The sequence below is a fragment of the Sphingomonas phyllosphaerae FA2 genome (genome assembly GCF_000427645.1).
Taxonomy (GTDB): Bacteria; Pseudomonadota; Alphaproteobacteria; order Sphingomonadales; family Sphingomonadaceae; genus Sphingomonas; species Sphingomonas phyllosphaerae.
Window position 1 is genome coordinate 787,144 of record NZ_KE386571.1, and the last position, 21,800, is coordinate 808,943.

20 protein-coding genes and 1 tRNA gene are annotated in these 21,800 nt (G+C 67.0%); 12 read left to right on the forward strand and 9 right to left on the reverse strand.

The features are described from left to right. Positions 1-2 precede the first annotated feature (2 nt). The gene (locus SPHPH_RS0104165) at positions 3-1,412 is read right to left on the reverse strand and encodes a sigma-54-dependent transcriptional regulator (protein WP_028965554.1); all 1,410 of its coding nucleotides are present in this window, start codon (positions 1,410-1,412) and stop codon (positions 3-5) included. Positions 1,413-1,566: 154 nt separating this feature from the next. Between SPHPH_RS0104165 and SPHPH_RS20675 the strand changes: the two genes are divergently transcribed. The 6 genes from SPHPH_RS20675 to SPHPH_RS18895 all read left to right on the forward strand — a co-directional run bounded on the left by SPHPH_RS20675 (position 1,567) and on the right by SPHPH_RS18895 (position 6,239). Next, a complete protein-coding gene (locus SPHPH_RS20675) occupies positions 1,567-1,689 on the forward strand; it encodes an aa3-type cytochrome c oxidase subunit IV (RefSeq protein ID WP_081668495.1) in 123 nt (40 codons plus the stop codon). 7 nt (positions 1,690-1,696) lie between these two features. Next, positions 1,697-2,818, forward strand: coding sequence for an NAD(P) transhydrogenase subunit alpha (locus tag SPHPH_RS0104175; RefSeq protein ID WP_028965556.1), 1,122 nt, complete (start codon positions 1,697-1,699; stop codon positions 2,816-2,818). Then, a complete protein-coding gene (locus SPHPH_RS0104180) occupies positions 2,815-3,291 on the forward strand; it encodes a hypothetical protein (RefSeq protein ID WP_028965557.1) in 477 nt (158 codons plus the stop codon). Before SPHPH_RS0104175 ends, SPHPH_RS0104180 begins: the two co-directional genes overlap by 4 nt. A gap of 15 nt (positions 3,292-3,306) precedes the next feature. Then, positions 3,307-3,600 (forward strand): NAD(P) transhydrogenase subunit alpha part 2, encoded by a 294-nt coding sequence (locus SPHPH_RS0104185; protein WP_028965558.1) that lies wholly within the window; start codon positions 3,307-3,309, stop codon positions 3,598-3,600. A gap of 224 nt (positions 3,601-3,824) precedes the next feature. Next, on the forward strand, positions 3,825-5,315 hold the full coding sequence (locus SPHPH_RS0104190; protein ID WP_028965559.1) for an NAD(P)(+) transhydrogenase (Re/Si-specific) subunit beta: 1,491 nt from the start codon (positions 3,825-3,827) through the stop codon (positions 5,313-5,315). A 3-nt stretch (positions 5,316-5,318) separates the two neighbouring features. Continuing rightward, positions 5,319-6,239: a winged helix DNA-binding protein gene (locus SPHPH_RS18895; protein ID WP_051272824.1), complete on the forward strand. Its 921-nt coding sequence runs from the start codon at positions 5,319-5,321 to the stop codon at positions 6,237-6,239. Positions 6,240-6,245: 6 nt separating this feature from the next. On the opposite strand, the gene SPHPH_RS0104200 is transcribed toward SPHPH_RS18895, so the two are convergent. The 3 genes from SPHPH_RS0104200 to SPHPH_RS0104210 all read right to left on the reverse strand — a co-directional run bounded on the left by SPHPH_RS0104200 (position 6,246) and on the right by SPHPH_RS0104210 (position 8,513). After that, positions 6,246-6,321 (reverse strand) — tRNA-Val (locus tag SPHPH_RS0104200). Between the two features lie 291 nt (positions 6,322-6,612). Then, positions 6,613-7,311, reverse strand: coding sequence for a hypothetical protein (locus SPHPH_RS0104205; RefSeq protein WP_037488080.1), 699 nt, complete (start codon positions 7,309-7,311; stop codon positions 6,613-6,615). After that, positions 7,308-8,513 (reverse strand): toxic anion resistance protein, encoded by a 1,206-nt coding sequence (locus SPHPH_RS0104210; protein WP_028965561.1) that lies wholly within the window; start codon positions 8,511-8,513, stop codon positions 7,308-7,310. Before SPHPH_RS0104210 ends, SPHPH_RS0104205 begins: the two co-directional genes overlap by 4 nt. Before the next feature lie 182 nt (positions 8,514-8,695). Here SPHPH_RS0104210 and typA point away from each other — a divergent pair, with 182 nt between their 5' ends. Then, on the forward strand, positions 8,696-10,516 hold the full coding sequence (gene typA, locus SPHPH_RS0104215; RefSeq protein WP_028965562.1) for a translational GTPase TypA: 1,821 nt from the start codon (positions 8,696-8,698) through the stop codon (positions 10,514-10,516). 62 nt (positions 10,517-10,578) lie between these two features. Here the strand turns inward: typA and SPHPH_RS20395 are convergent, their stop codons facing one another. Next, complete coding sequence (locus tag SPHPH_RS20395) at positions 10,579-11,637, reverse strand: alpha/beta fold hydrolase (protein WP_156025823.1); 1,059 nt, start codon at positions 11,635-11,637, stop codon at positions 10,579-10,581. A 504-nt stretch (positions 11,638-12,141) separates the two neighbouring features. Between SPHPH_RS20395 and SPHPH_RS0104225 the strand changes: the two genes are divergently transcribed. Both SPHPH_RS0104225 and SPHPH_RS0104230 read left to right on the forward strand, forming a co-directional pair. Further along, a complete protein-coding gene (locus SPHPH_RS0104225) occupies positions 12,142-12,858 on the forward strand; it encodes a hypothetical protein (protein WP_028965563.1) in 717 nt (238 codons plus the stop codon). Between the two features lie 19 nt (positions 12,859-12,877). Next, on the forward strand, positions 12,878-13,579 hold the full coding sequence (locus SPHPH_RS0104230) for an HAD family hydrolase (protein WP_028965564.1): 702 nt from the start codon (positions 12,878-12,880) through the stop codon (positions 13,577-13,579). A 136-nt stretch (positions 13,580-13,715) separates the two neighbouring features. Here the strand turns inward: SPHPH_RS0104230 and SPHPH_RS0104235 are convergent, their stop codons facing one another. Then, the gene (locus SPHPH_RS0104235; RefSeq protein WP_028965565.1) at positions 13,716-16,046 is read right to left on the reverse strand and encodes a TonB-dependent receptor; all 2,331 of its coding nucleotides are present in this window, start codon (positions 16,044-16,046) and stop codon (positions 13,716-13,718) included. A gap of 375 nt (positions 16,047-16,421) precedes the next feature. Between SPHPH_RS0104235 and SPHPH_RS0104240 the strand changes: the two genes are divergently transcribed. Beyond that, a complete protein-coding gene (locus SPHPH_RS0104240; RefSeq protein WP_162143914.1) occupies positions 16,422-17,072 on the forward strand; it encodes an Npun_F0296 family exosortase-dependent surface protein in 651 nt (216 codons plus the stop codon). Here the strand turns inward: SPHPH_RS0104240 and SPHPH_RS0104245 are convergent. Further along, positions 17,060-17,464 carry an EVE domain-containing protein gene (locus SPHPH_RS0104245; RefSeq protein WP_028965567.1) on the reverse strand — a complete coding sequence of 135 codons (405 nt, stop codon included), beginning with the start codon at positions 17,462-17,464 and terminating at the stop codon, positions 17,060-17,062. The two genes, SPHPH_RS0104240 and SPHPH_RS0104245, sit on opposite strands and share 13 nt — an antisense overlap. Positions 17,465-17,597: 133 nt before the next feature. On the opposite strand from SPHPH_RS0104245, the gene SPHPH_RS0104250 reads away from it, so the two are divergent. Both SPHPH_RS0104250 and SPHPH_RS0104255 read left to right on the forward strand, forming a co-directional pair. Beyond that, positions 17,598-17,966 carry a hypothetical protein gene (locus SPHPH_RS0104250; protein WP_037488082.1) on the forward strand — a complete coding sequence of 123 codons (369 nt, stop codon included), beginning with the start codon at positions 17,598-17,600 and terminating at the stop codon, positions 17,964-17,966. Between the two features lie 78 nt (positions 17,967-18,044). Then, complete coding sequence (locus SPHPH_RS0104255; RefSeq protein ID WP_028965569.1) at positions 18,045-18,323, forward strand: DUF3297 family protein; 279 nt, start codon at positions 18,045-18,047, stop codon at positions 18,321-18,323. Positions 18,324-18,443: 120 nt separating this feature from the next. Here SPHPH_RS0104255 and SPHPH_RS0104260 read toward each other — a convergent pair whose 3' ends face one another. After that, positions 18,444-20,309 (reverse strand): ABC-F family ATP-binding cassette domain-containing protein, encoded by a 1,866-nt coding sequence (locus tag SPHPH_RS0104260; RefSeq protein WP_028965570.1) that lies wholly within the window; start codon positions 20,307-20,309, stop codon positions 18,444-18,446. A 312-nt stretch (positions 20,310-20,621) separates the two neighbouring features. Then, positions 20,622-21,710 carry an AI-2E family transporter gene (locus tag SPHPH_RS0104265; RefSeq protein WP_028965571.1) on the reverse strand — a complete coding sequence of 363 codons (1,089 nt, stop codon included), beginning with the start codon at positions 21,708-21,710 and terminating at the stop codon, positions 20,622-20,624. Positions 21,711-21,800 lie beyond the last annotated feature (90 nt).

Below are 21,800 nucleotides of genomic sequence, written 5' to 3' on the forward strand. Positions count from 1 at the left end.
CGTCAGGCGGCGGTGTCGATCCCCAGCTCGTTGAGCTTGCGGTACAGCGTCGAACGACCGATCCCCAGCCGCCGCGCGACCTCGGTCATGCGACCGCGATAATGCGCGATCGCCAGCCGGATGATGTCCGATTCGATCTCCTCCAGCGGACGCATGTGGCCGTCGGCGCCGAACAGCGCGACGCCCGGCATCTCGCCGCGAACACGCGGGGCAGGGCGGCTGCCCAGCGCCGCGATCTGCGGGAAGTCGGCGCGGGTGAGCGTATCGCCCTCGCACAGCACCGCCGCACGGAACAGCGCGTTCTGCAACTGGCGGACGTTGCCCGGCCAGTCGTAGAGCATCAGCAAGGTCAGCGCGTCGTCGGTGATGTTGAGGTGGCGCAGCCCCGGCTGGCGCGCGATCCGCTCGAGCAGATGACGGGCGAGCGCCGGAATGTCGCTGGCGCGCTCGCGCAGCGGCGGGATCGGCACGGTGACCGCGTTCAGCCGGAAGAACAGGTCCTCGCGGAAGCGCCCCGCCGCCACTTCGTCGGCCAGTTTCTTGTTGGTGGCCGCGATCACGCGCACGTCGACCGCCTGCGCATGCCGCGCGCCTAGCGGCACCACCTCGCCACTCTGGAGCACGCGCATCAGCAACGCCTGCGCGTCGAGCGGCAGGCAATCGACCTCGTCGAGGAACAGCGTGCCGCCATGCGCGGCGACGAAGCGGCCCTGCCGCCGCTCGAACGCGCCCGCGAATGCGCCCGGCTCGTGCCCGAACAATTCGCTGGCGATCGTATTGGCCGGCACCGAGCTGCAATTGACCGTGACGCGCTCCAGCGCGTTGCGCGGCGAGGCGGCGTGGATCGCCTCGGCGACCACTTCCTTGCCGACCCCGCTCTCACCCTCGATCAGCACCGCGACGCGCGCGCGCGCCGCCTTGGCCGCGATCGACAGGGCAGCGCGAAACTCGGGCGCGGTGCCGACGATCTCGTCGAAGCCGAGCATCGCCGGGATCTTCTCGGTCAGCGGACGCAATTCGCCCCCGGCGGTCGCCCCGACCGCCGCCTCGAGCGCGTGGAGCAGTCGTTCGGGGGCCAGCGGCTTGCTGAGATAATCGGTCGCCCCCGCGCGCATCGCCTCGACGGCGCTGGCAACCGAGGCATGCGCGGTCAGCAACAGGATCGGCAATTGCGGGCGATAGGCGCGCAGCTGCGCGATCACCGGCGCGGGTTCGATATCGGCCTCGGCATGGTGGAGCAGGATCGCGTCCAGCTGCATCCCGTCTTCGGTGGCCAGCGTGGCCAGCGCGCTGCCGGCGTCCTCGGCCATGATCGTCCGCCAGCCGCCACGCGCCGCGATCGTCGCCACGACGCGCCGTTGCGCGGCTTCGGCGTCGATCAGCATCAGCAGACGTTGTCCGTTGCGCGTCATGTTGTGGCCAGGCCCCATGTTTCGTCCGATGCTGCCCTAGCGCCCTTGAGTAAAGGGGGGCTTAAACCGAACTGTCATGCGGCTATCACCATATTGCCTGTTGCTGATTGCTTAACTACGGTCACAGCAACCGTTCAAGGGGAAGAGGATCATCATGGCCGAACCTGCCGATCTGAAGGCACATGAGGCAACGTATACGAGCATGATCGGCATGCTCAAATATGGCGCAGTCGCCTGTTTCCTGCTCGCGTTCCTCGTCATCTGGCTCATCTCGTAGTCGCGCGGTGAAGATCGCGGTCGTTCGGGAACAGGCAGCCGGCGAGCGCCGCGTCGCCGCCACGCCGGAAACGGTGAAGAAGTTCGCCGCGCTGGGCGCGACGCTGGCCGTCGAGGCTGGTGCCGGTGCAGCGGCGTCCTTCGCCGATGCCGATTACGCCGCCGCCGGGGCGACGATCGGCGACCGCGCCGCGACGCTGGCGGGGGCCGATATCGTGCTGGGGGTGCAGGGCGCGGACCCGGCGTCGCTCGCCGGAGTCGCGCCGGGCGCATGGGTCGTCGCGGGGCTCAACCCGTTCGGGGAACGCGCGCGGGTCGATGGCTATGCCGCCGCCGGGCTAGAGGCGTTGGCGATGGAGTTCATGCCACGCATCACGCGCGCGCAGTCGATGGACATCCTGTCGTCGCAGTCGAACCTCGCCGGTTACAAGGCGGTGCTCGACGCCGCCGCCGAATATGGCCGCGCGTTCCCGATGATGATGACCGCGGCGGGCACGGTCAGCGCCGCGCGCGTGTTCGTGATGGGCGTCGGCGTGGCGGGTCTTCAGGCGATCGCCACCGCCCGGCGGCTCGGCGCGCAGGTATCAGCCACGGACGTGCGTTCCGCCACGAAGGAGCAGATCCAGTCGCTCGGCGCCAAGCCGATCTTCGTCGAGAATGTCGCCGGGATCGAGGGTGAGGGCTCCGGCGGCTATGCCGGCGAGATGTCGCCAGAATATCAGGCGGCACAGGCCGAGCTTGTCTCTTCGCACATCGCCAAGCAGGATATCGTCATCACCACCGCGCTGATCCCCGGCCGCGCCGCGCCGCGGCTGGTCAGCGACGCGCAGCTCGCGTCGATGCGCCCCGGTTCGGTGGTCGTCGACCTCGCGGTCGAGCAGGGCGGCAACGTCGAGGGCGCGGTCGCGGGCGAGGTGGTCGAGCGGCACGGCGTGAAGATCGTCGGGCATCGCAACGTCGCGGGCCGGCTGCCCGCCGATGCCTCGGCGCTGTTCTCGCGCAATCTCTACAATTTCCTCTCGACCTTCTGGGACAAGGAACAGGGGCGGCCGGTGCTCGATGACGAGATCGGCGACGCGATCCGGCTGACGAAGGACGGGAAGGTCGTCAACGCGCGGCTGCTGTCGTGAGGCGGGGCTGGGGCGCGCTGTTCGGACTGCTGTTGGCGACCACTGCCGCAGCGCAATCGCCCGACAAGGCCGATCGCCAGACCTTCTACGATCTCGTCGATCGCTACCAGATGTTCGTCGTGCCGCATTGCGACGCGGCGACGATCGATGCCTATCGTGCGCAGAATGCCGCGCGTGACGCCGCCTTCGTCCAGTCGTTGCAGGGGACGAAGCTGGCGAGCGTCTATGCGCGCGCGGTGGCGGATCGCCAGAAGCACGATCGCAAGACCGTCTATGACTGTCAGCCGACCGCCACCCCGCGTCCCGCGCCGACCGGGCGGACGGTTGCCCAGCGTCGTCGCGCCGAGCGCGAGGCCGCTCGGCAAGTCGCCGCCGAGGCGAAGCGCGACCGCACCGAAATCTTCACCGAGGGCGACCGGATCTTCGCTGAGATGGTGGCATTGCGCGACCGAACGGCCGCGGCGCCGCGCTGAACGAAAGGGGCCAGCATGGACTTCATCGCGATCCTGTCGATCTTCGTACTCGCGTGTTTTGTCGGCTATTACGTCGTCTGGTCGGTCACGCCGGCACTGCACACGCCGCTGATGGCGGTGACGAACGCGATCTCCAGCGTCATCATTGTCGGCGCGCTGATCGCCAGTGCGGCGGCGGGGAGCCTCGGCGGCAAGTGGCTGGGGCTGCTGGCGGTGGTGCTGGCGAGCATCAACATCTTCGGCGGCTTCGCGGTCACGCAGCGGATGCTCGCGATGTACAAGAAGAAGGAGCGGCCGGCGGCGAAGTGACCGTCGCCTAAACGCCGTCGCCCCTGCGAAGGCAGGGGCCCATGACTGTAGAGTGGAAGAACAAGGTCTGACACAGATACGAGATCCCTGTGTCAAACCGCTCGATGGACGAAACAGACATAGGCCCCTGCCTTCGCAGGGGCGACGTACCCGGGGGAGCAGCACCCCCATAGTCACAAGCCCCTGCCTGCGCAGGGGCGACAAGGTCGGGGGAGCAGAGCCTAGTGCAACACGCCGTCAATCCATGGGTCGCCTTTGCGTACCTCGTCGCGGGCGTGTGCTTCATCCTCGCGCTGCGCGGCCTGTCGAGCCCGACCACCAGCCAGCGCGGCAATCGCTTCGGCATGATCGGCATGGCGATTGCGGTCGTCACGACGCTCGTCACGCATGTCCCGACGATTACCGTGCTGGTCGAAGGCGCCGACTATGCGGCGTTGTTGTCAGCGATCGACACCGTCGCGGTGTTCGAGATCGTCGCCGCGATCGCGCTGGGCGCCGCCATCGGGCTGACCACCGCGCGCCGCATCGCGATGACCGCAATGCCGCAGCTGGTCGCGGCCTTCCACAGTCTCGTCGGGCTGGCCGCGGTGCTCGTCGCCGCCGCCGCGTACCTCAACCCGGTCGCGTTCGGGATCGCGCTCCCGTTGCTGACCCCGGACGGCGCGGTCGCGCTCATCAACCCGGTCAGCCGCGTCGAAATGGGGCTGGGCGTCGCGATCGGCGCAATCACCTTCTCCGGCTCGGTGATTGCCTTCCTCAAGCTCAACGGCAACATGGGCGGCAAGCCGATCCTGCTGCCCGCGCGCCACGTCATCAACCTCGGCGTGCTCGCCGCAAGCGTCGCGCTGGTCGGCTATTTTACGCTCGACCAGAGCCCGTGGGTATTCTGGACGATCACGATCCTGTCGTTCGCGATCGGCTTCCTGCTGATCGTGCCCATCGGCGGCGCGGACATGCCGGTGGTGGTGTCGATGCTCAACAGCTATTCGGGCTGGGCCGCCGCGGCGATGGGCTTCACGCTCCACAACAGCGCGATGATCATCACCGGCGCTTTGGTCGGCTCCTCGGGCGCGATCCTCAGCTACATCATGTGCCGCGCGATGAACCGCAGCTTCATCAGCGTGATCGCGGGCGGATTCGGCGCGGAGGCATCGGCCGGCGGGGCAGGTGGCACCAAAACGGATCGACCGTGGAAGCGCGGTTCGGCCGAGGATGCGGCCTTCCTGATGAGCCAGGCCGAACAGGTCATCATCGTCCCCGGCTATGGCATGGCGGTCGCACAGGCGCAGCACGTGCTACGCGAAATGGGCGACAAGCTGAAGGCGCAGGGAGTGCGCGTCAAGTATGCGATCCACCCGGTCGCGGGACGAATGCCGGGCCATATGAACGTGTTGCTGGCCGAAGCGAACGTGCCGTACGACGAGGTGTTCGAGCTGGAGGACATCAACTCCGAATTCGCGCAGACCGACGTCGCCTTCGTCATCGGCGCGAACGACGTCACCAACCCGGCGGCGAAGACCGACAAGACCTCGCCGATCTACGGGATGCCCGTGCTCGACGTCGAAAAGGCCAAAACGGTGTTGTTCGTGAAACGTTCGATGGGCGGTCTCGGCTATGCCGGCGTCGACAACGACGTTTTCTACAGGGACAATACGATGATGCTACTGGCCGACGCGAAGAAGATGGTCGAGGATATCGTCAAGGCGCTGGACTGAGCCGTGGCGACTCCGTTCGGTTTTGCCGGCGGGCGGATGACGGCGTTCGTGCTCGTAACGATGGACGCGGTCGGCGGCGCGGCTGCGCAGGAGGCGATCGCGCTGATCGGCGGTGAGTTGGACACGCCGATCGCCCTGCAACAGGCGACGACGGTGCTCGCCACGCTGCCCGAGCCGGCACCGGTGATGGTGCTCGATCTCGACGGCGCACCCGACGAGGTGGCGCACGACGTCGTCGCGGTCGCCGGAATGCTGGCGCAGGCGCGCGCGTGGCGCTGCGTCGTCGCGATGAGCGTCGCTCAGATCGATCTGGTGATCGCGGCGCTCGGCGATGCGGCGGACGAGGTGCAATTGCTCTGCGCGCCGAGCCCGGCCGAATGGATCGGCGCGCTGGCGATCGCCGCCGCACGCGGCCCCGGGGCGGTGCGCGCCGCCGACGAGGAGCGCGAGCGGTTGGCGCGGCTCAGTGCCGAGGTGGCGCGCATCGCCGAGATGCTGACGCGCTTTACCGAGCGTGAGGGCAGCGACCGTGCTGAAGACCGTCGTCGCGCCTTCGCCCCCGCGCCCGCCAGCGCGGACATCACCGCGGGCGCGGTGCGCGACGTGCTGCGCGCGCGGCGTCTGCGTGATCGGTTCTTCGGCGATGGGCTGTTCGAAGATCCGGCGTGGGACATGCTGCTCGACCTGTTCGCTGCGCAACTTGAGGGTGCGCGCGTCTCGGTCTCCAGCCTGTGCATCGCCGCTGCCGTCGCGCCGACCACAGCGCTGCGCTGGATCGGGAAGCTCACCGCCGCCCGCCTGCTCGACCGTGCACCCGATCCCGAGGATCGCCGTCGCGCGTTCGTCGCGCTGACGGACGAGGCGCGTGGCGCGATGCACCGCTATGTCGCGGCACTGGCCGAGGCGCGGCTGCCGTTCGTGTGAGGGAGATGGTGGGCGCTGACGGGTTCGAACCGCCGACCTACTCGGTGTAAACGAGCCGCTCTACCAGCTGAGCTAAGCGCCCGACGGGGATGACTGTCTGCCATCGGCCGGAACGCCCTCCATACAGGCGTTCGGAGCCGGATCAAGGGGGCGGTCTCGCCACCGGAACCGCCCTGCCGTCATTGCGAGCGTAGCGAAGCAGTCCAGAGCCGGACCAGGATGTCCTGGATTGCTTCGCTACGCTCGCAATGACGGACCGGGTCGATGTCATACCGCTCTCGGTCGTCGCCCCGGACTTGATCCGGGGCCCCGCTAATCATCGGCCGGGCAAAAGAAGCGGTGCCGGGCCAAGCCCGGGACGACGAACCCGGCATCACTCCCCCGACGCCGCGCCCTCCTCGTATTTCACCTGCAAATACCGTCGCTTCGTCTCCAACGCATCGAGATCGCCCTGCGCCAGCCGCTCGCTGATCTCCCCCAGTTCGCGCTCGATCACGGCGAGCCCCTCGACCAGTTGCTGGTCGGGGGTCATACCGTTGCGCGGGCTGTTGCGCATCGCTGGCGGCACGCGCGTATAATCGGCCACGAAGCTCGGCAATTGCTCGCCGACCAGCCGCCGCAGCTCCGCAGCCAGCGGGCTGTCCTCGTCGAGTGTGGCGACCTGCACGCCCAGCGTGTCGAGCCGCACGTCGAGCTGGTGGAGCACGCCTTGCGCCGGCGCGGGCAGCGCCGCGCGCCGCGCGTCGAGCCAGCGCGCCGCCTGCGCGGGGACCGCCTTCACCTCCGATTTCACGATCCGCTCGGGTGTCGGCACCGGAGTCGCGGGGGCGAACAGCACCAGCATCGTCAGCGCCACGATCAACGCCGCGACCGCGACCATCCCGAACGCGCCCAATCCCATCAGCATCGCGACCGTCAGGATCACGCCCGAGCCGATCACAACAGCCGCCGCGCGCTTGCGACGGCCGCCACGCCCCCTTCGCGGCCGCCGCTGGAGCGGGATCACCGCACCGCCGCGTCGCCGCTCGCGCGCGATCTGCGCAACCGCCACCGCGTCGTCCACGTCGGTCACAGCGACTCCAGCTTGAACTGCTCGGCCCCGCCGGCGACGCGGTTCTGCGTCGCGCCCTCGGCGCGCGCGATATAGCCGCGCGACTTATCCACCTCGTTGCCCAGCGTGTCGACCGTCACCTTCATCGTGTCGAGCGCCTTCAGCTTGAACGTGTCGATCGCGTCCATCGTGTCATAGATGTTCTGGAACGCGCGTTGCAGCGTCTCCAGCGGGATCGTCGACGCCGCCGCCTGCTCATGAATGCGCGCGGTGTTCTGGCGCAGCAAATTGCCGGTCGAATCGATCAGTCCCGCGGTGGTGGTATTGAGCTGCGTGATCTGCTCCAGCACCAGTTTCTGGTTGGTCAGCGCCTGCGCCACCGTCACCGCAGTCCGCAGCGCCGCGACCGTCGTGGTGCTGGCGCGATCGACGCCCTTGATCAGCTCGACATTGTTCTTTTTGACCAGATCGAGCGCCAGATAGCCCTGCACCGTCACCGCCATCTGCGTCAGCAGGTCCTGCGTCCGCTGCCGCGCGTAGAACAGCGCGCTCTCACGGATCGCCTTGGCCTTGGCAGGATCGGTGTGATCCAGTTCGTTGGCCTTGTCCTCCAACCGCGCGTCCATCGTGCGCGACAGATGGATCATCTGCTCCAGCCGCCCCATCGCGGTCCACAGGTTGGCGCGTTCGGTATCGATCGCGGCATTGTCCATCAGCAGCTCGTCCTTGCCGCTGCCCAGGCTCTTCAGGATCGACGCGATATGCGTCTGCGACGATTTGTAGCCGTCGAAATAATTGCGGACCTTGTTGCCGAACGGGATCACCCCGAACAGCTTCTGCGGCGCGGTCAGCTTGCCGCGCTTGCCCGGATCGAGATCCTCGACGACGCGGCGCAGCTCGGCGAGGTCCTTGCCGACGCCGGCCTCCTGATCCATCGCGCGCACCGGGCGATCGAGGAAGCGGTTCGACTGGCCGGCCGCGTCGCGAATCTCCTTCTGTCCCATCGCGGTGATCGCATCGACGCGCTTGCCGAATTCTGGCGAGTTGACATCTTCGGCGATCAATTGCTCGACGAACGCATCGACGCGCCGCTCCAACTCGCTGCGCTTGCTGTCGTCGACCGGCACCAGCCCGGCGGCCTTCTCGGCGCGTACCTCGGGTACCGGATCGGGCGGGGTCAGCACCAGCGTCGGCTCGGTCGCGTCGTTCGGAGCGGTCGCCATCGTCACGTCATCCTTCTCTCTCGGCGCGCGCATTGTCCTTCGTCCGCGGCCGGCTTTCAACTGTGTTGTTCATGTAATACGCCACGACACCGCTGTCGAGGCACTGGCATCCGACGGAACTTTCCGCTATGCGCCGCGGCGAAACTGCCTGCGGACAAAGCGGGCCACCCTCAGGAACCCGTATGAACCTGCGCAATATCGCCATCATCGCGCACGTCGATCATGGCAAGACCACCCTCGTCGATCAGTTGTTCCGTCAGTCCGGCACGTTCCGCGACAACCAGCGCGTCGAGGAGCGCGCGATGGATTCGAACGATCTCGAAAAGGAGCGCGGGATCACCATTCTCGCCAAGCCGACCTCGATCGAGTGGGAAGGCACGCGCATCAACATCGTCGATACGCCGGGCCACGCCGACTTCGGCGGCGAGGTGGAGCGGATCCTCTCGATGGTCGACGGCGTGATCCTGCTGGTCGACGCCGCCGAGGGCGCGATGCCGCAGACCAAGTTCGTCACCGGCAAGGCGCTGGCGCTGGGGCTGCGCCCGATCGTCGTCGTCAACAAAGTCGACCGGTCGGACGCGCGTATCCAGGAAGTGCTCGACGAAGTGTTCGACCTGTTCGTCGCGCTGGAAGCGACCGACGAGCAGCTGGACTTCCCGGTCCTCTACGCGTCGGGCCGCAACGGCTATGCCTCGACCGACATGGATCGTCGTGAGGGCACGCTGACCCCGCTGTTCCAGAAGATCGTCGATCATGTTCCGCCGCCCGCGCTGGATCAGGACGCGCCGTTCACGTTTCTCGTCACGCTGCTGGACCGCGACAACTTCCTTGGCCGTATCCTCACCGGACGCGTCCAGTCTGGCGTCGTCAAGCTGAACCAGCCGATCCACGCGCTCGACAATCAGGGCAACGTCATCGAAACCGGCCGCGCGTCGAAGCTGATGAGCTTCCGCGGGCTGGAGCGCGTGCCGGTCGAAGAGGCGCGCGCGGGCGACATCATCTCGCTCGCCGGCCTCGCGGTCGCGACCGTCGCCAACACGATCTGCGACACCAGCGTCAGCGTGCCGATCCAGGCGCAGCCGATCGATCCGCCGACGCTGTCGATGCGCTTCGCGGTCAACGACTCGCCGATGGCGGGGCGTGAGGGCAGCAAGGTGACGAGCCGCATGATCCGCGACCGCCTGATGCGCGAAGCCGAGACCAACGTCGCGATCAAGGTGACCGAGGCCGCCGACCGTGACAGCTTCGAGGTCGCCGGGCGCGGCGAGCTTCAGCTCGGCGTGCTGATCGAGACGATGCGCCGCGAGGGCTTCGAGCTGGGGATCAGCCGTCCGCGCGTGCTGTTCGGTGAGGACGAGGACGGCAAGAAGACCGAGCCGTACGAAACCGTCATCATCGACGTCGATGAGGAGCATTCGGGCACGGTCGTCGAGAAGATGAACCTGCGTAAAGCCGAGATGACCGACATGCGGCCGTCGACCGGCGGCAAGACGCGCATCACCTTCTCCGCGCCGTCGCGCGGGATGATCGGCTATCACGGCGAGTTCCTGTCGGACACGCGCGGCACCGGCATCATGAACCGGTTGTTCGAGAAGTACGGCCCGCACAAGGGCAATATCGAGGGCCGTAAGAACGGCGTCCTCATCTCGAACGGCGCGGGCGAAGCACAGGGCTATGCGCTCGGCCCGCTTGAGGATCGCGGCATCCTGTTCGTCGGCCACGGCGAGGCGCTGTACGAGGGCATGATCATCGGCGAGAACGCCAAGACGGATGACCTTGAGGTCAATCCGATGAAGGCGAAGCAGCTGACCAACTTCCGCGCGAGCGGCGGCAAGGACGATGCGATCCGCCTGACCCCGCCGAAGAAGATGACGCTGGAACAGGCGATTGCGTATATTGACGACGACGAGATGGTCGAAGTGACCCCGAAGTCGATCCGGCTGCGCAAGCGCTTCCTCGACCCGAACGAGCGCAAGCGCGCCAGCCGCGCGAAGGCGGCGTAAGGCGAGGCGGCAAGCGGGCAGCAACGCTGCCCGCGCGCTCAAGCCTCGCCCGGCCGGCGGCGCTACGGCGCCGTCCGACGACACGGGCCTCGCCCGTGGAGGGCCGAGAATGAGCGACAAGACGGCCACCGCCCTGCCGGCGGTGGCCGTTTCCATTTTCCGGCCCGTACCCGCGCCACCACCTTGCGGATCTGCTCGCTCACCAGCTTCGGATTTTCCTCGGCGATCGGACGATGATTTTCCGTCGCCACCACGATTTCGCTGGCACGCGACAGCAACGCGAGGCGCGCTTGCGCGGCGGGCCATTCCCGCTCGTATTTTTCCGGCACCCCCATGCCACCGGCGAGGCCGTGCCGGATGACGATCAACGGTCGGTCCCCCAGCAACCCGAGGGTTGCGTCAAGCCGATCGGCGATCGGGGTGTGCTCCCAGCGATCGATCGGATCGCGCGCCTGGCCCGGCATCGCGCGCGACCAGATTGCGTCGAACTGCCCGCGCAGATCGGGCGGCAGCGCCTCGACCCAAGATGGCACTGCAAACGGCAGGATCAGCCGGACGATGCCAAGCCGCCATCCGGCCTGCCACAACGGATCGGTGAGCCGCAGCAGCGGGAATTCGTCGGGACTGCCCCGGAACCATAATGCCGGCTCCGACCCATCCACCATCACGATCCCCGCCACCCGCCGCGGGGCGCGGCGGAAGAAGGCGAGGGCGATGACGTTGCCGCCCGATTCCGGCGCCAGCACGAGCGGCCCTTCGACACCGCCGCGCGCAAGCAATCGCTCGAGATCGTCGACCTGCGCGCGGAGTCCCATCGGCCGCGACGCAGGATCGCTCCATCCCAGCCCGGCGCGGTCGTAGCTGCAGACGCGCGTATAGGCGGCGACACGGCGCTGCGCGGCGTACATCGTCACCGATGGCGTACCGTCGCCCGACAGCAGCAGAACGGTCGGGGATCCCTGTCCGGCACACCACAGGTGCAGCCGATGGTCACCGACCGGGATCATCCGACCGGGCGCAGGATGGTGGCGCGCGTCGATCCGTTCGGCGCAGCGCTGATAGATGGCGGCCGTCAGCAGCAGCGCTGCTACGCTGCAAATGATCCACAAAGCCCTGCGCACGTACGTCCCCCAACGCTGCCCAGGCATCGGCATCCCATCGCGACATGGCACGATCGCGACCACTTCAAGACCAAGGCGCGACCCGGCCACCCCCACCGTCGCCCCTGCGCAGGCAGGGGCCCATGTCTGTCTCGTGCGTCGATGCGGCCGACACACCTATCTCGCGCCTGTGTCAGCCGACCCGCATGACGCGACAGCCATAGGCTCCTGCCTGCGCAGTGGCGACGGGCCGGGTGGCGGTCGGATCGCACGATCACCGACGGAGCAGCCCGTCTGTCCTACGCCGACCGCCGCATGATACCTTTCGAACGATGCCAGATCGTCCCCTCGCACCACGCCCCCGTCGCCCCGCCGCGACCCGCGCGCGCACCCCGCCTGCGTCTCAACATTCGCAACATTCGCGTCGGCAACCCATTGGACCGGCAACATATCGTCACCGACCATCCACGCTCGCGTCGCGCCACCCGGATAGGACTGCGCGCCACACTCCCAGCGGAGCCTCCGATGCGTATCGCCACCGCCACGATCCTGCTCGCCACCACGCTGCTCGCCGCGAACGGCGCGGCGGCGCAGACCGCCTATCCGGTCATCCCGGAACCGATGATCTTCGACATGATGCGCCCGCTCGGCGCGCAGCAGGGTGAGATGGAGGTCAATGCGCTGGCGATGACCACCTCCCCATTCCGCCCGCGCGCCGCCGAGTGGGCGCCGGAGGTCGAACATGCCTTCGCCGACGGCAAGGCGATCGAGTTCGAGCTGCCATTCAACGGCGCGAAGCTGGAGGCGTTCAAGCTCGGGCTGCAGGCGGCGTTCGGCGCGTCGGCTGACGGACGCAGCGCGCATGGCGTGCAATATCTCGGCATCTACGACCGCGAGACCGGGCGCTACAGCAACTCCCTGCTCTACATGGCCGGGCATCGCTTCGATGCGCGGTGGAGCATGATGAACATGGTCGGCGTCGACGACATTGCGCTGAAGCGCCGGGTCGGGCGCAACGCGCTCCTGCTCAACCATGCGACCTTTTACGACGTCGCGACGGGCACGATCGCGGGAGTCGAGCTGAACGTCGCGGGTGGGCGGGAACGGCTGGTGCGGGTCGCGCCGCAACTGCATCAACGGCTGGCTGCCAAGGTCAACGTGCAGGCTGCGGCCGGCGTCGAGAAGCACCGCCACCATCGCGCCCGTCCGACGCTCGGCGTGCGGCTGGTGCGCGAACTCTGACGCCGGTAGAAGCGCCGCCATGCCGATTGATCTCATCTGTCTCGATGCCGACGACACGCTCTGGCACAACATGCGCTTCTTCGCCGCGGCCGAGCAGGCGTTCGCCGATCTGGTCGCGCCTTATGCCGACGATGCGGCGGCGCGCGAACGAATGCAGGCGATCGAGATCCGCAATCTGCGGCACTATGGCTATGGCGCGAAGAGTTTTACGCTTTCGATGATCGAAACCGCGCTCGAACTGGCTGGGGACGATCTGCCTGCGGCGAGCGTCCGCCGCATCCTCGCGATCGGGCGCGAATTGCTGGCGCACCCGGTCGAATTGCTCGACGGGATCGGCGAGACGCTCGACCGGCTGGCGGGGATCGGCCGGCTAGTGTTGGTGACCAAGGGCGATTTGTTCCACCAGGAGGTGAAGCTCGCCGCCTCCGGGCTCGGGCAATTGTTCACCGGGGTCGAGATCGTCAGTGACAAGCGTGCGGAAACGTTCGTGCGCGTCTTCCATCGTTATGGCTGCGCCCCCGATCGCGCGGTGATGGCGGGCGACTCGATGCGCTCGGACGTGCTGCCCGCGCTGGAGGCGGGCGCATGGGGCGCGTACATCCCGCAGCCGCTGGCATGGGCACACGAGGTAGCGACCGCCCCGACCGACCACCCGCGCTTCCGCCAACTGGCGCGGCTGGCCGAATTGCCGGGCTGGATCGAGGAGATTGAGCGCGATTGATCTTCGTCATTCCCGCGCAGGCGGGAATCCAGAACCTCGGACGTCTCGCGTCTTGCGAAGACCTGCGCGTCTGGATTCTCTCCTGCGCGAGAATGACGGAGAAGTCGGAGAGGCTGACGCCTCCCCAAGTATCACCTCAATCAAACTTGCCGCTGAGCGAGACGCCGACGATCCGCGGCTCGTTGAACACGGCGGCGTTGTAGTTTTCGATCACGCCCTTCAGGTTCTTTTCGTTGGTGATGTTGCGCGCGAATGCTGCGATCTCATAGCGGCCATCGGCGGTGGTGAACCCGGCCTTGAGCCCCAGTTCCAGATTGTCGCTCGCGTAGAATTCGCGGGTTTTATACAGGACGAAGTTCGTATATCCCTGCATGTTGACATCGCTGGCCACGAAGAAGTTGCCGCGATCCGACAGCGGAATGTCGTAACGAACCGCCGCATCGACCTGCCAGCGCGGTGCGTTGGGCAGGGGGTTGCCGTCGATCCGCGCCAGCGTAGCGGGCTGGCCGAAGATCGTCGCGGGGACGGTCTGGTTCAGCACCGTGCACGTCAGGTCGCGACCGAACTGACACACTTGCGCGAAGACGTTCTTGTCCTTGATCTCGGTGTGGATCGCGCTGCCGCCCAGCGAGAAGGTGATGTTGCGGATCGGCCGCCAGTCCATCTCCGCCTCGACGCCGTAAGCGTTGGCGTGATCGGCGTTGAACAGCGTGCCGTTGCCGTTCGCGTCGTTGCCGTTCAGCTGGATGTCGTTGACCCGGTAGGTGAAGGCGGTGGCGTTGAGGCGCAGCTTCGAGGTCGGCTGCGTCTTCACGCCCGCCTCGTACGACATGATCGTCTCGCTGTTCGCGGTCGAAAACGGCGTGTTGAACACCGCCGAGCGGCCCTGGATGGTCGGGCCGCGGAAGCCGCGCGCGACACGGGCATAGATGCTCGCGGTCGGGTCGATCTCGTACAGCGCCGACAGATCCCAGCTCGGCTCCTTGCCGCTCAGCTTGACCGCACGCGGCGCAGTTGCCGGGAAGGTGTCGACCGTGCCTGCGGCGTTGCGCCCGGCGCGCACCAGCCGCGTCTCCTTGTCATCCTCGGTGTAGCGCGCGCCGGCGGTCAGCGTCAGCCGCTCGGCAAGGCGATAGCTCGCCTGCCCGAATACCGCCCAGCTGGTGTTGACGTTGCGCAACCGCACCCAGTTGTTGACGTTGCGTTGCGCATCGCCCGGCAGCAGGAAATAGCCGCGCTGGTAGAATTCGGTGACATCGCGGCTGTCGAAATAGAAGCCGCCGAACTGCCACTTGAATGCCCCGTCGCCGTTGCTCGCCAGCCGCACTTCCTGCGTCCACTGGTCGAGGTCGCGGACCCGGCCCATGCTCTCGCCATAGCCGCTGCCGCCGAAGTTGGTCGCCGCGCCGCCGTCGGTGTCGCCGCGGCTGTAGCCCGAGGTCGTCTCATAGGCGGTGATCGAGGTCAGCGTCGCCGCGCCGAAATCCCATGCCGCATTCACCGACCCGCCATAGGTCTTGTACGCCTGCGGATTGTTCGCGCCCTCGTCGAGCGCAACACGGTCGCGCGGTTCGAGGTTGACGTTGTTCTGCCCCTTGATCAGCGCGCCGCGGTGGAACACCGTCGACGTGCCCTCATAGGAGCGGACATGGCCGGACAGGTTGACCGACAGCGTCTCGGTCGGGGTCAGCAGCACCTGCAGGCGTGCGTCGCGCTCGTCGAAGCCGCCCATCGCGTCGCGGCCCGGACGCGTGCCGTCGCGGCTGCCCCCGGTGTAGCTGTTGTCGATCCAGTCGTCGCGGTGCTGGTAAAGCCCCGACAGCCGCACCGCGATCTTGTCCTGCACGATCGGCCCGCCGACGCCGCCATCGAAGGTGACGGTGTTGTACGAGCCATAGGAGGCGTTGAAGCGGCTGGTCCAGGTCTGGCCGGGACGGATCGTGTCGAACTTGATGATACCCGCGGTGGTGTTACGCCCGAACAGCGAGCCCTGCGGCCCGCGCAGCACCTCGACATTGGCGACGTCATAGACCGGGTTCGACTTCAGGACGACATGCTCGAGCACGACATCGTCCTGGATGATCGACACCGGCTGCGAGGCGCCGAGATAGAAATCGATGTTGCCGAGCCCACGGATGTAGAAGCGCGGGAAGATGCGGCCGGTGGTCGTCTCGGCATACAGGCCGGGCACGCGGCCGGCGAGCGCCAGCGCGTCCTCGCCGCCCGCCTGGAAGGTGCGCAGGTCGTCGCCGTTTACCACTGCCACCGACACGGGCACACGGCGCAGGTTCTCGGTACGACGCTCCGCGGTGACCACCACGTCGCCAAGCCCGGCGTCGGCCGAATCCGGGGACGCCTCGCTCGCTACAGGCGCAGCGCTGCCGGTCTGCGCGGCGGCGGGCAGGGCGGAGAGCGCGACACCGGTAAACAGGCCGGCGAGCAGGATCGATTTCGACGAACGACGCATGAGAACCCCTTATGAACCATTGGGAAGATGCCCGGCCGGCGTGCCGGCTGATGCGGCACTTTCCGTCGACTTCCTGCGGCGGCCGCTAGGGTTCGATTGTGTCCAGATCATGAAAAGTAATGGAATATTTCCGGCCCTGTCCTGCGCGCACGGTCGTTGGGGCGCTTGTGCCGAAACGAGACGCCGCATTCTGCCAACCAGGCGTGTCTTAACCCTGAATTCGGCGCGATTGTGCGGCGGGCGTCGGTTAGGCCGAAGGCTGCAATGTTAGATAAAGGAAGATTTAACCGTTTTCGGTACCAGTTGCCGGGTCGCCGCTGCGGTGGGATCAGCGTGTTCAACACCAGCGAACATCTGCAACCGGAGACGATCACTATGAGAACGCTTCTTGCCACCGCGGCTGTTGCTTCCGCGATGCTTGCCGCCGCACCAGCCTCGGCGGTCACTTTCGTTACCGTCAATGGCTCGGCCGACGTTTTCGCTGCGTCGGCCGTCGGCGCTCAGGCTACGTTTGACAAGGCGGTCGCCGCCGGCTTCAGCGTGATCGGCGGTAGCACGCAGGCGGTCGCGGGCAAGTCGGCCAATCCGTTCGGTGCGCCCGAGAGCAATATCTACCTGTACGTCCTTGCGAACGGCAGCGCGACCGTGTCGTCGGTTGCCTCGGCGTTCCGCAACATCTCGGTCTATCTCGGCTCGATCGACGCCGGCAACAAGGTCGAGGTGCTGGGGCTGGGCGGCAGCGTGCTGAAGAGCTTCACCGGCTCGGACCTGATCGCCCCGGCCTCGGCGACCGGCAACCAGACCGCTGCCACCACCAACCGCCTCGTGACCTTCAGCGCGGGCAACAACGAGCAACTGACCGGGCTGCGTTTCACGTCGAACGTCAACTCGCTCGAACTCGACAACGTCCGTTTCAGCGCCGCCGTGCCGGAGCCGGCGACGTGGGCGATGATGATGCTGGGGTTCGGCGTGGTCGGCTATTCGCTGCGTCGCCGGCCGACCATGCGGCTGCGTCAGCTGATCTGATCCGCAAGCCCGGTGATCGCCGCCCATTCGGCGGGGGTCACCGGACTGACAGACAAGCGCGATTGCCGCAGCATCGCCATCCCGGCCAGCGCCGGGGTGGTCTTCATGCCGCCCAGCGTTACCGGCGTTCTCAGCGGGTGACGGGCCGCGATGGCAACGGACACCCACGGCGCAGCCCCGTCCGCCTGCGCAGTGCGGGTCACCTCCGCCACGCCCACCGCCGCCTTCTGCGCGCCGCTGTGATAGATCATTGCCAGATCGCCCACCGCCATCGCGCGCAGATGCGCCGCCGCGGTGTGGTTGCGCACGCCGGTCCACTCGGTTTCGCCGTCGCGGACCAGATCGGCCCAGCCGTAGCTGTCGGGTTCGGTCTTCAGCAGCCAATATGCCACACATCTTCTCGCTTAAACCGTGCATGAATGCCGCATTCCGCGCCGGTTCAGCCGGGGCGGTCCATAAGCGTGGCACAGGCTCGCACAGATATGCGTTCAGTCAACAGGCGAGCGAGTGCAGGAGGTCCGGTTTATGTCTGCGTTGAAGAAGACCGTTTTGGCCACCGGCCTGATGGCGACAGCCTTGGCCAGTGCCGCGCCTGCGGAGGCGCAGCGTTACTGGCGTCACCGCGACCGTGGTGGCGACACCGCGGCGGGGGCATTGATTGGTGGCGTGATCGGACTGGGGCTCGGCGCGGCAATCGCGTCGAGCAACCGCGATCGGTATCACGACCGCCGTTATGACGATCGCGGCTATTACTACGACGATCGTTCCTATTATTCGCCCCCGCCGCGGGTCTATTATCGCGAGCGTTACTATGCGCCGCCGCCCCCACGGGTCTATTACGAGCCGCGCGGCTATTATCGCGGCTATGACGCGCCGGGATATTACGGCTGGTGATGCGAACGACGGCGCAGGGAGCGATCCCCGCGCCGTTTTTTTGTGGCCGCGCGCGTCGCTTTGCGGCAAGGGCGCGGCATGAGCGATACTCCTCCCGACCATCTGTCGATCGACCCGTCGAGCCCGTTCTTCGACCAGGACGCCCTGCAACGCGGCGTCGGCATCCGCTTCAAGGGCGTGGAGCGCCGCGATGTCGAGGAATATAGCATGTCCGAGGGCTGGGTCCGCGTCGCACTCGGGAAGAAGGTCGACCGGCATGGCCGCCCGTTGACGATCAAGCTCACCGGCCCGGTCGAGGCGTATTTCGAGAACGCTGCCGATGGTGGCGACGAAGGCGCGGATCAGGAAGAGGCGTAGAATCTCCTCGCCGACCGTCATCCCCGCGAAGGCGGGGATCCAGACGCGCAGGTCCGTCAGAAGCGCGAGCGTCAGAGGTTCTGGATTCCCGCCTGCGCGGGAATGACGTAGGTTCCGATTCTACGCGGCCTCCATTGCCTCGCTCGCGGCCATCCACCGCGCTTCCGCTGCCTCGATGCGATCGTTGAGATCGGCGCGCTGCTTCATCAACTCTGACATCGTCAGCTTCGCGTATTTGGGCCCGGCGGTCGACGGATCGAACATCGCGCGATCCACCGCGGCGCGTTCGGCGGTCAGCTTGGCCAATTCCGCCTCGGCGTCGCGGGCCTCCTTCTTCAGCGCCTTGTCGTTCTCGCGCGCTGCCGCGGCCGCCTTGCGGTCCTGCTTACTGCCCTTGGGCTTGTCCGCGCCTTTGCCGTCACCCGCCAGCACGAACGCGATATAATCGTCGAGGCTGCCGTCGAACTCCTTCGCGGTGCCATTGTCGACCAGCACCAGCCGGTCGGCGCTCAGCTCCACCATATGTCGATCGTGGCTGACCAGCAGCACCGCGCCGGTATAGGCGTTGAGCGCCTGCACCAGCGCCTCGCGCGCATCGACGTCGAGGTGGTTGGTCGGCTCGTCGAGGATCAGCAGGTGCGGCGCCTCGCGCGTGACCAGCGCGAGCGCCAGCCGTGCGCGCTCACCGCCCGACATGCTGCCGACGCGCGCGGTCGCACGATCGCCGGAAAAGCCGAACCGCCCTAGCTGCCCGCGCACTGCCGCCGGCGACGCGCCCGGCATCACGCGCGCCATATGCGCGAGCGGCGTATCGTCGGCCTCCAGCTCCTCGACTTGATATTGCGTGAAATAGCCGACCTTCATCTTGCCGGTCGCATTCATCTCGCCCGCCAGCGGGGTTAGTTGCGCCGCGAGCAACCGCGCCAGCGTCGTTTTGCCGTTGCCGTTGCGGCCGAGCAGCGCAATCCGATCCTCGGGGTCCATCCGCAGGTTGAGTCGCGAGAGGATCGGCGTCTCGCCATAGCCGACCGCGGCGTGATCGAGCGTGATGAGCGGCGGGCGTAGTTCGGTTGGGTTCGGGAAGTCGAAGCTGAGCGTCGGATCGTTCACCGCCTCGGCGATTGGCTGCATCTTGGCGAGCATCTTGGCGCGGCTCTGCGCCTGCTTCGCGGTCGAGGCACGCGCCGAGTTGCGCGCGACATAATCCTGCAGCTTGGCGCGCTGCGCGTCCTGATTGGCCTTGGCCGCCGCGAGCTGCGCCAGCCTCTCGGCACGCTGCCGCTCGAACGCGTCATAGCCGCCGGGGTAGAGCGTCGTCTTGCCGCCCTGCAAATGCAGGATGTGATCGACGACATTGTTGAGAAAGTCGCGTTCGTGGCTGACGACGACGATCGTCGCGCGGTAGCTCTTGAGGAAGTCTTCCAGCCACATGACCGCTTCAAGATCGAGGTGGTTGCTGGGCTCGTCGAGCAGCAGCAGATCGGGCTGCGAGAACAGCAAGGCGGCGAGCGCGACGCGCATCTTCCAGCCGCCCGAAAAGCTGTCGAGCGGCTGATTCTGTGCGTCTTCGTCGAAGCCAAGACCGACCAGAATGCGTGCGGCGCGCGATGGCGCGGAATAGGCGTCGATCGCGATCAGCCGGTCGTGGACCTCGCCCAGCCGGTCCATGCAGCCGGTGCCGTCGAACGCCTCGGCCTCCTCAAGCAGCGCCGCGCGCTCGGTATCGGCAGCGAGCACCGTCTCCAGCGGGGTCGGATCACCGGCGGGCGCCTCCTGCGCGATATAGCCGATGCGTGCGCCGCGCGGCATGTCCGCGGAGCCCTCGTCCGGTTCCAGCAGCCCGGCGATGACGCGCACCATCGTCGACTTGCCCGCGCCGTTTCGCCCGATCAACCCGACGCGGCTGCCCGGCGGCAGCGCGGCACTCGCGCGGTCGAGGATCGTGCGGCCGCCAAGCCGCACGGTGATGCCGTTGAGAGAAAGCATGCGCGGGCCTGTAGCGGATCGCGCGGGACGGGGAAAGGGAGGGGTTGTTGCCGTGCGGGGCGGGCGTCAGTCACTCCCGCGGAGGTGAGGTTGAGGACGCGCAGGCGCGCCGATCACCGGCTTCCAGGGCGGATCGACATTGGATGTTCGTCTGCTTCCCTCGTCATCCCGGACTTGATCCGGGATTCCGCTTCTTACTTCGGCGGCCAAGAAGAAGCTGGGCCCGGATCAAGTCCGGGGCGACGAATGAGGGAGATGTCCAGATCAAAAACGACGATGACCCGGCGCGGAAGGCCTGAATGTCGATCGGCGCTAGCGCTCCGAAGGAGCATCCTCTCCTTTTGCATCCACCCCACGCTGCTCGCAGAGGATCGCCCAGCCAGTCAGGAACAGCGCTCCCACGACCGGTCCGACGACGATCCCACTCAGCCCAAGCAGATCGATCCCGCCCAGTGTCGTCACCAACACCAGCCAATCGGGCAAACCGGTATCACGTCCCACGAGGATCGGGCGCAGGACGTTGTCGGCCAGCCCGATGACGAACACACCCGAGACGATCACCACCACCGCCTGCCAGATCGCGCCGGTTGCCAGCAGGTAGGCCGCAACGGGCCCCCAGATAATTGCCGGCCCAATGGCGGGCAGCAAAGCGGCCACTGCCATCATAACACCCCACAGCAGGGCGGCGGGCAGACCGACGATCCAGAAGGTAATCGCCCCCAGCGCACCCTGCACCAGCGCCACGACGCCCGATCCCTTGATCGTCGCGCGAACGACCGTGACGAACTTCTCGGCCAGCCGCTCGGCGACCGACCGCTCCAATGGCAGCGCGCGTACGATCGCCGGGCCGATCCGCTCGCCGTCGCGCAGCAGGAAGAAGGTGACGTACAGCCCGACGCCAAACGCCAGCAGGAAGGCCGCGGCATTCGCGCCGATCGACAGCGCCTGACGGGTAAGAACGCTCGCGCTGTTGCTCAGCGTCGCGGTTAAGCGCGCTTGCGCCCGTTCGAGGCTGTTGAGCCCTGCGCTGTCGAGCAATTGCTGCAACCGCCCGGGAAGAGCATCGTGCATTTGCTTGAAATAGTGCGCGAAGTCGATCTGGCCGCTGCGCATCTGCTCATAGACGCCCGCGGCCTGGTCGGCGATCATGCTGCCGAGGATGATCGCCGGGATCACGACCGCGAAGGTGATGACCAACAGGGTCAGCGCCGCCGCCATGTTCCGCCGGCCCGGCCAGCGCCGCGCAAAGCGCTGGAAGATCGGCTGAAACAACAGCGCCGCCAGCGCGGCCCAGAGTAGCGCACCGAGGAAGCCGGAAACGACGAGCAGCAACCCGACCGATATCAGGAGCAGGAACAGGATCAGCCCGCCGTTTTCGACGCGCCGTCGATCGATCGTCATTCAACAAGCTCCCGGTATCGTCATGTCGTTACACAAAGGAAACGCTACCGATGTGGATTAGGTCCGCAAGTCGCTGCGTGATGACGACAT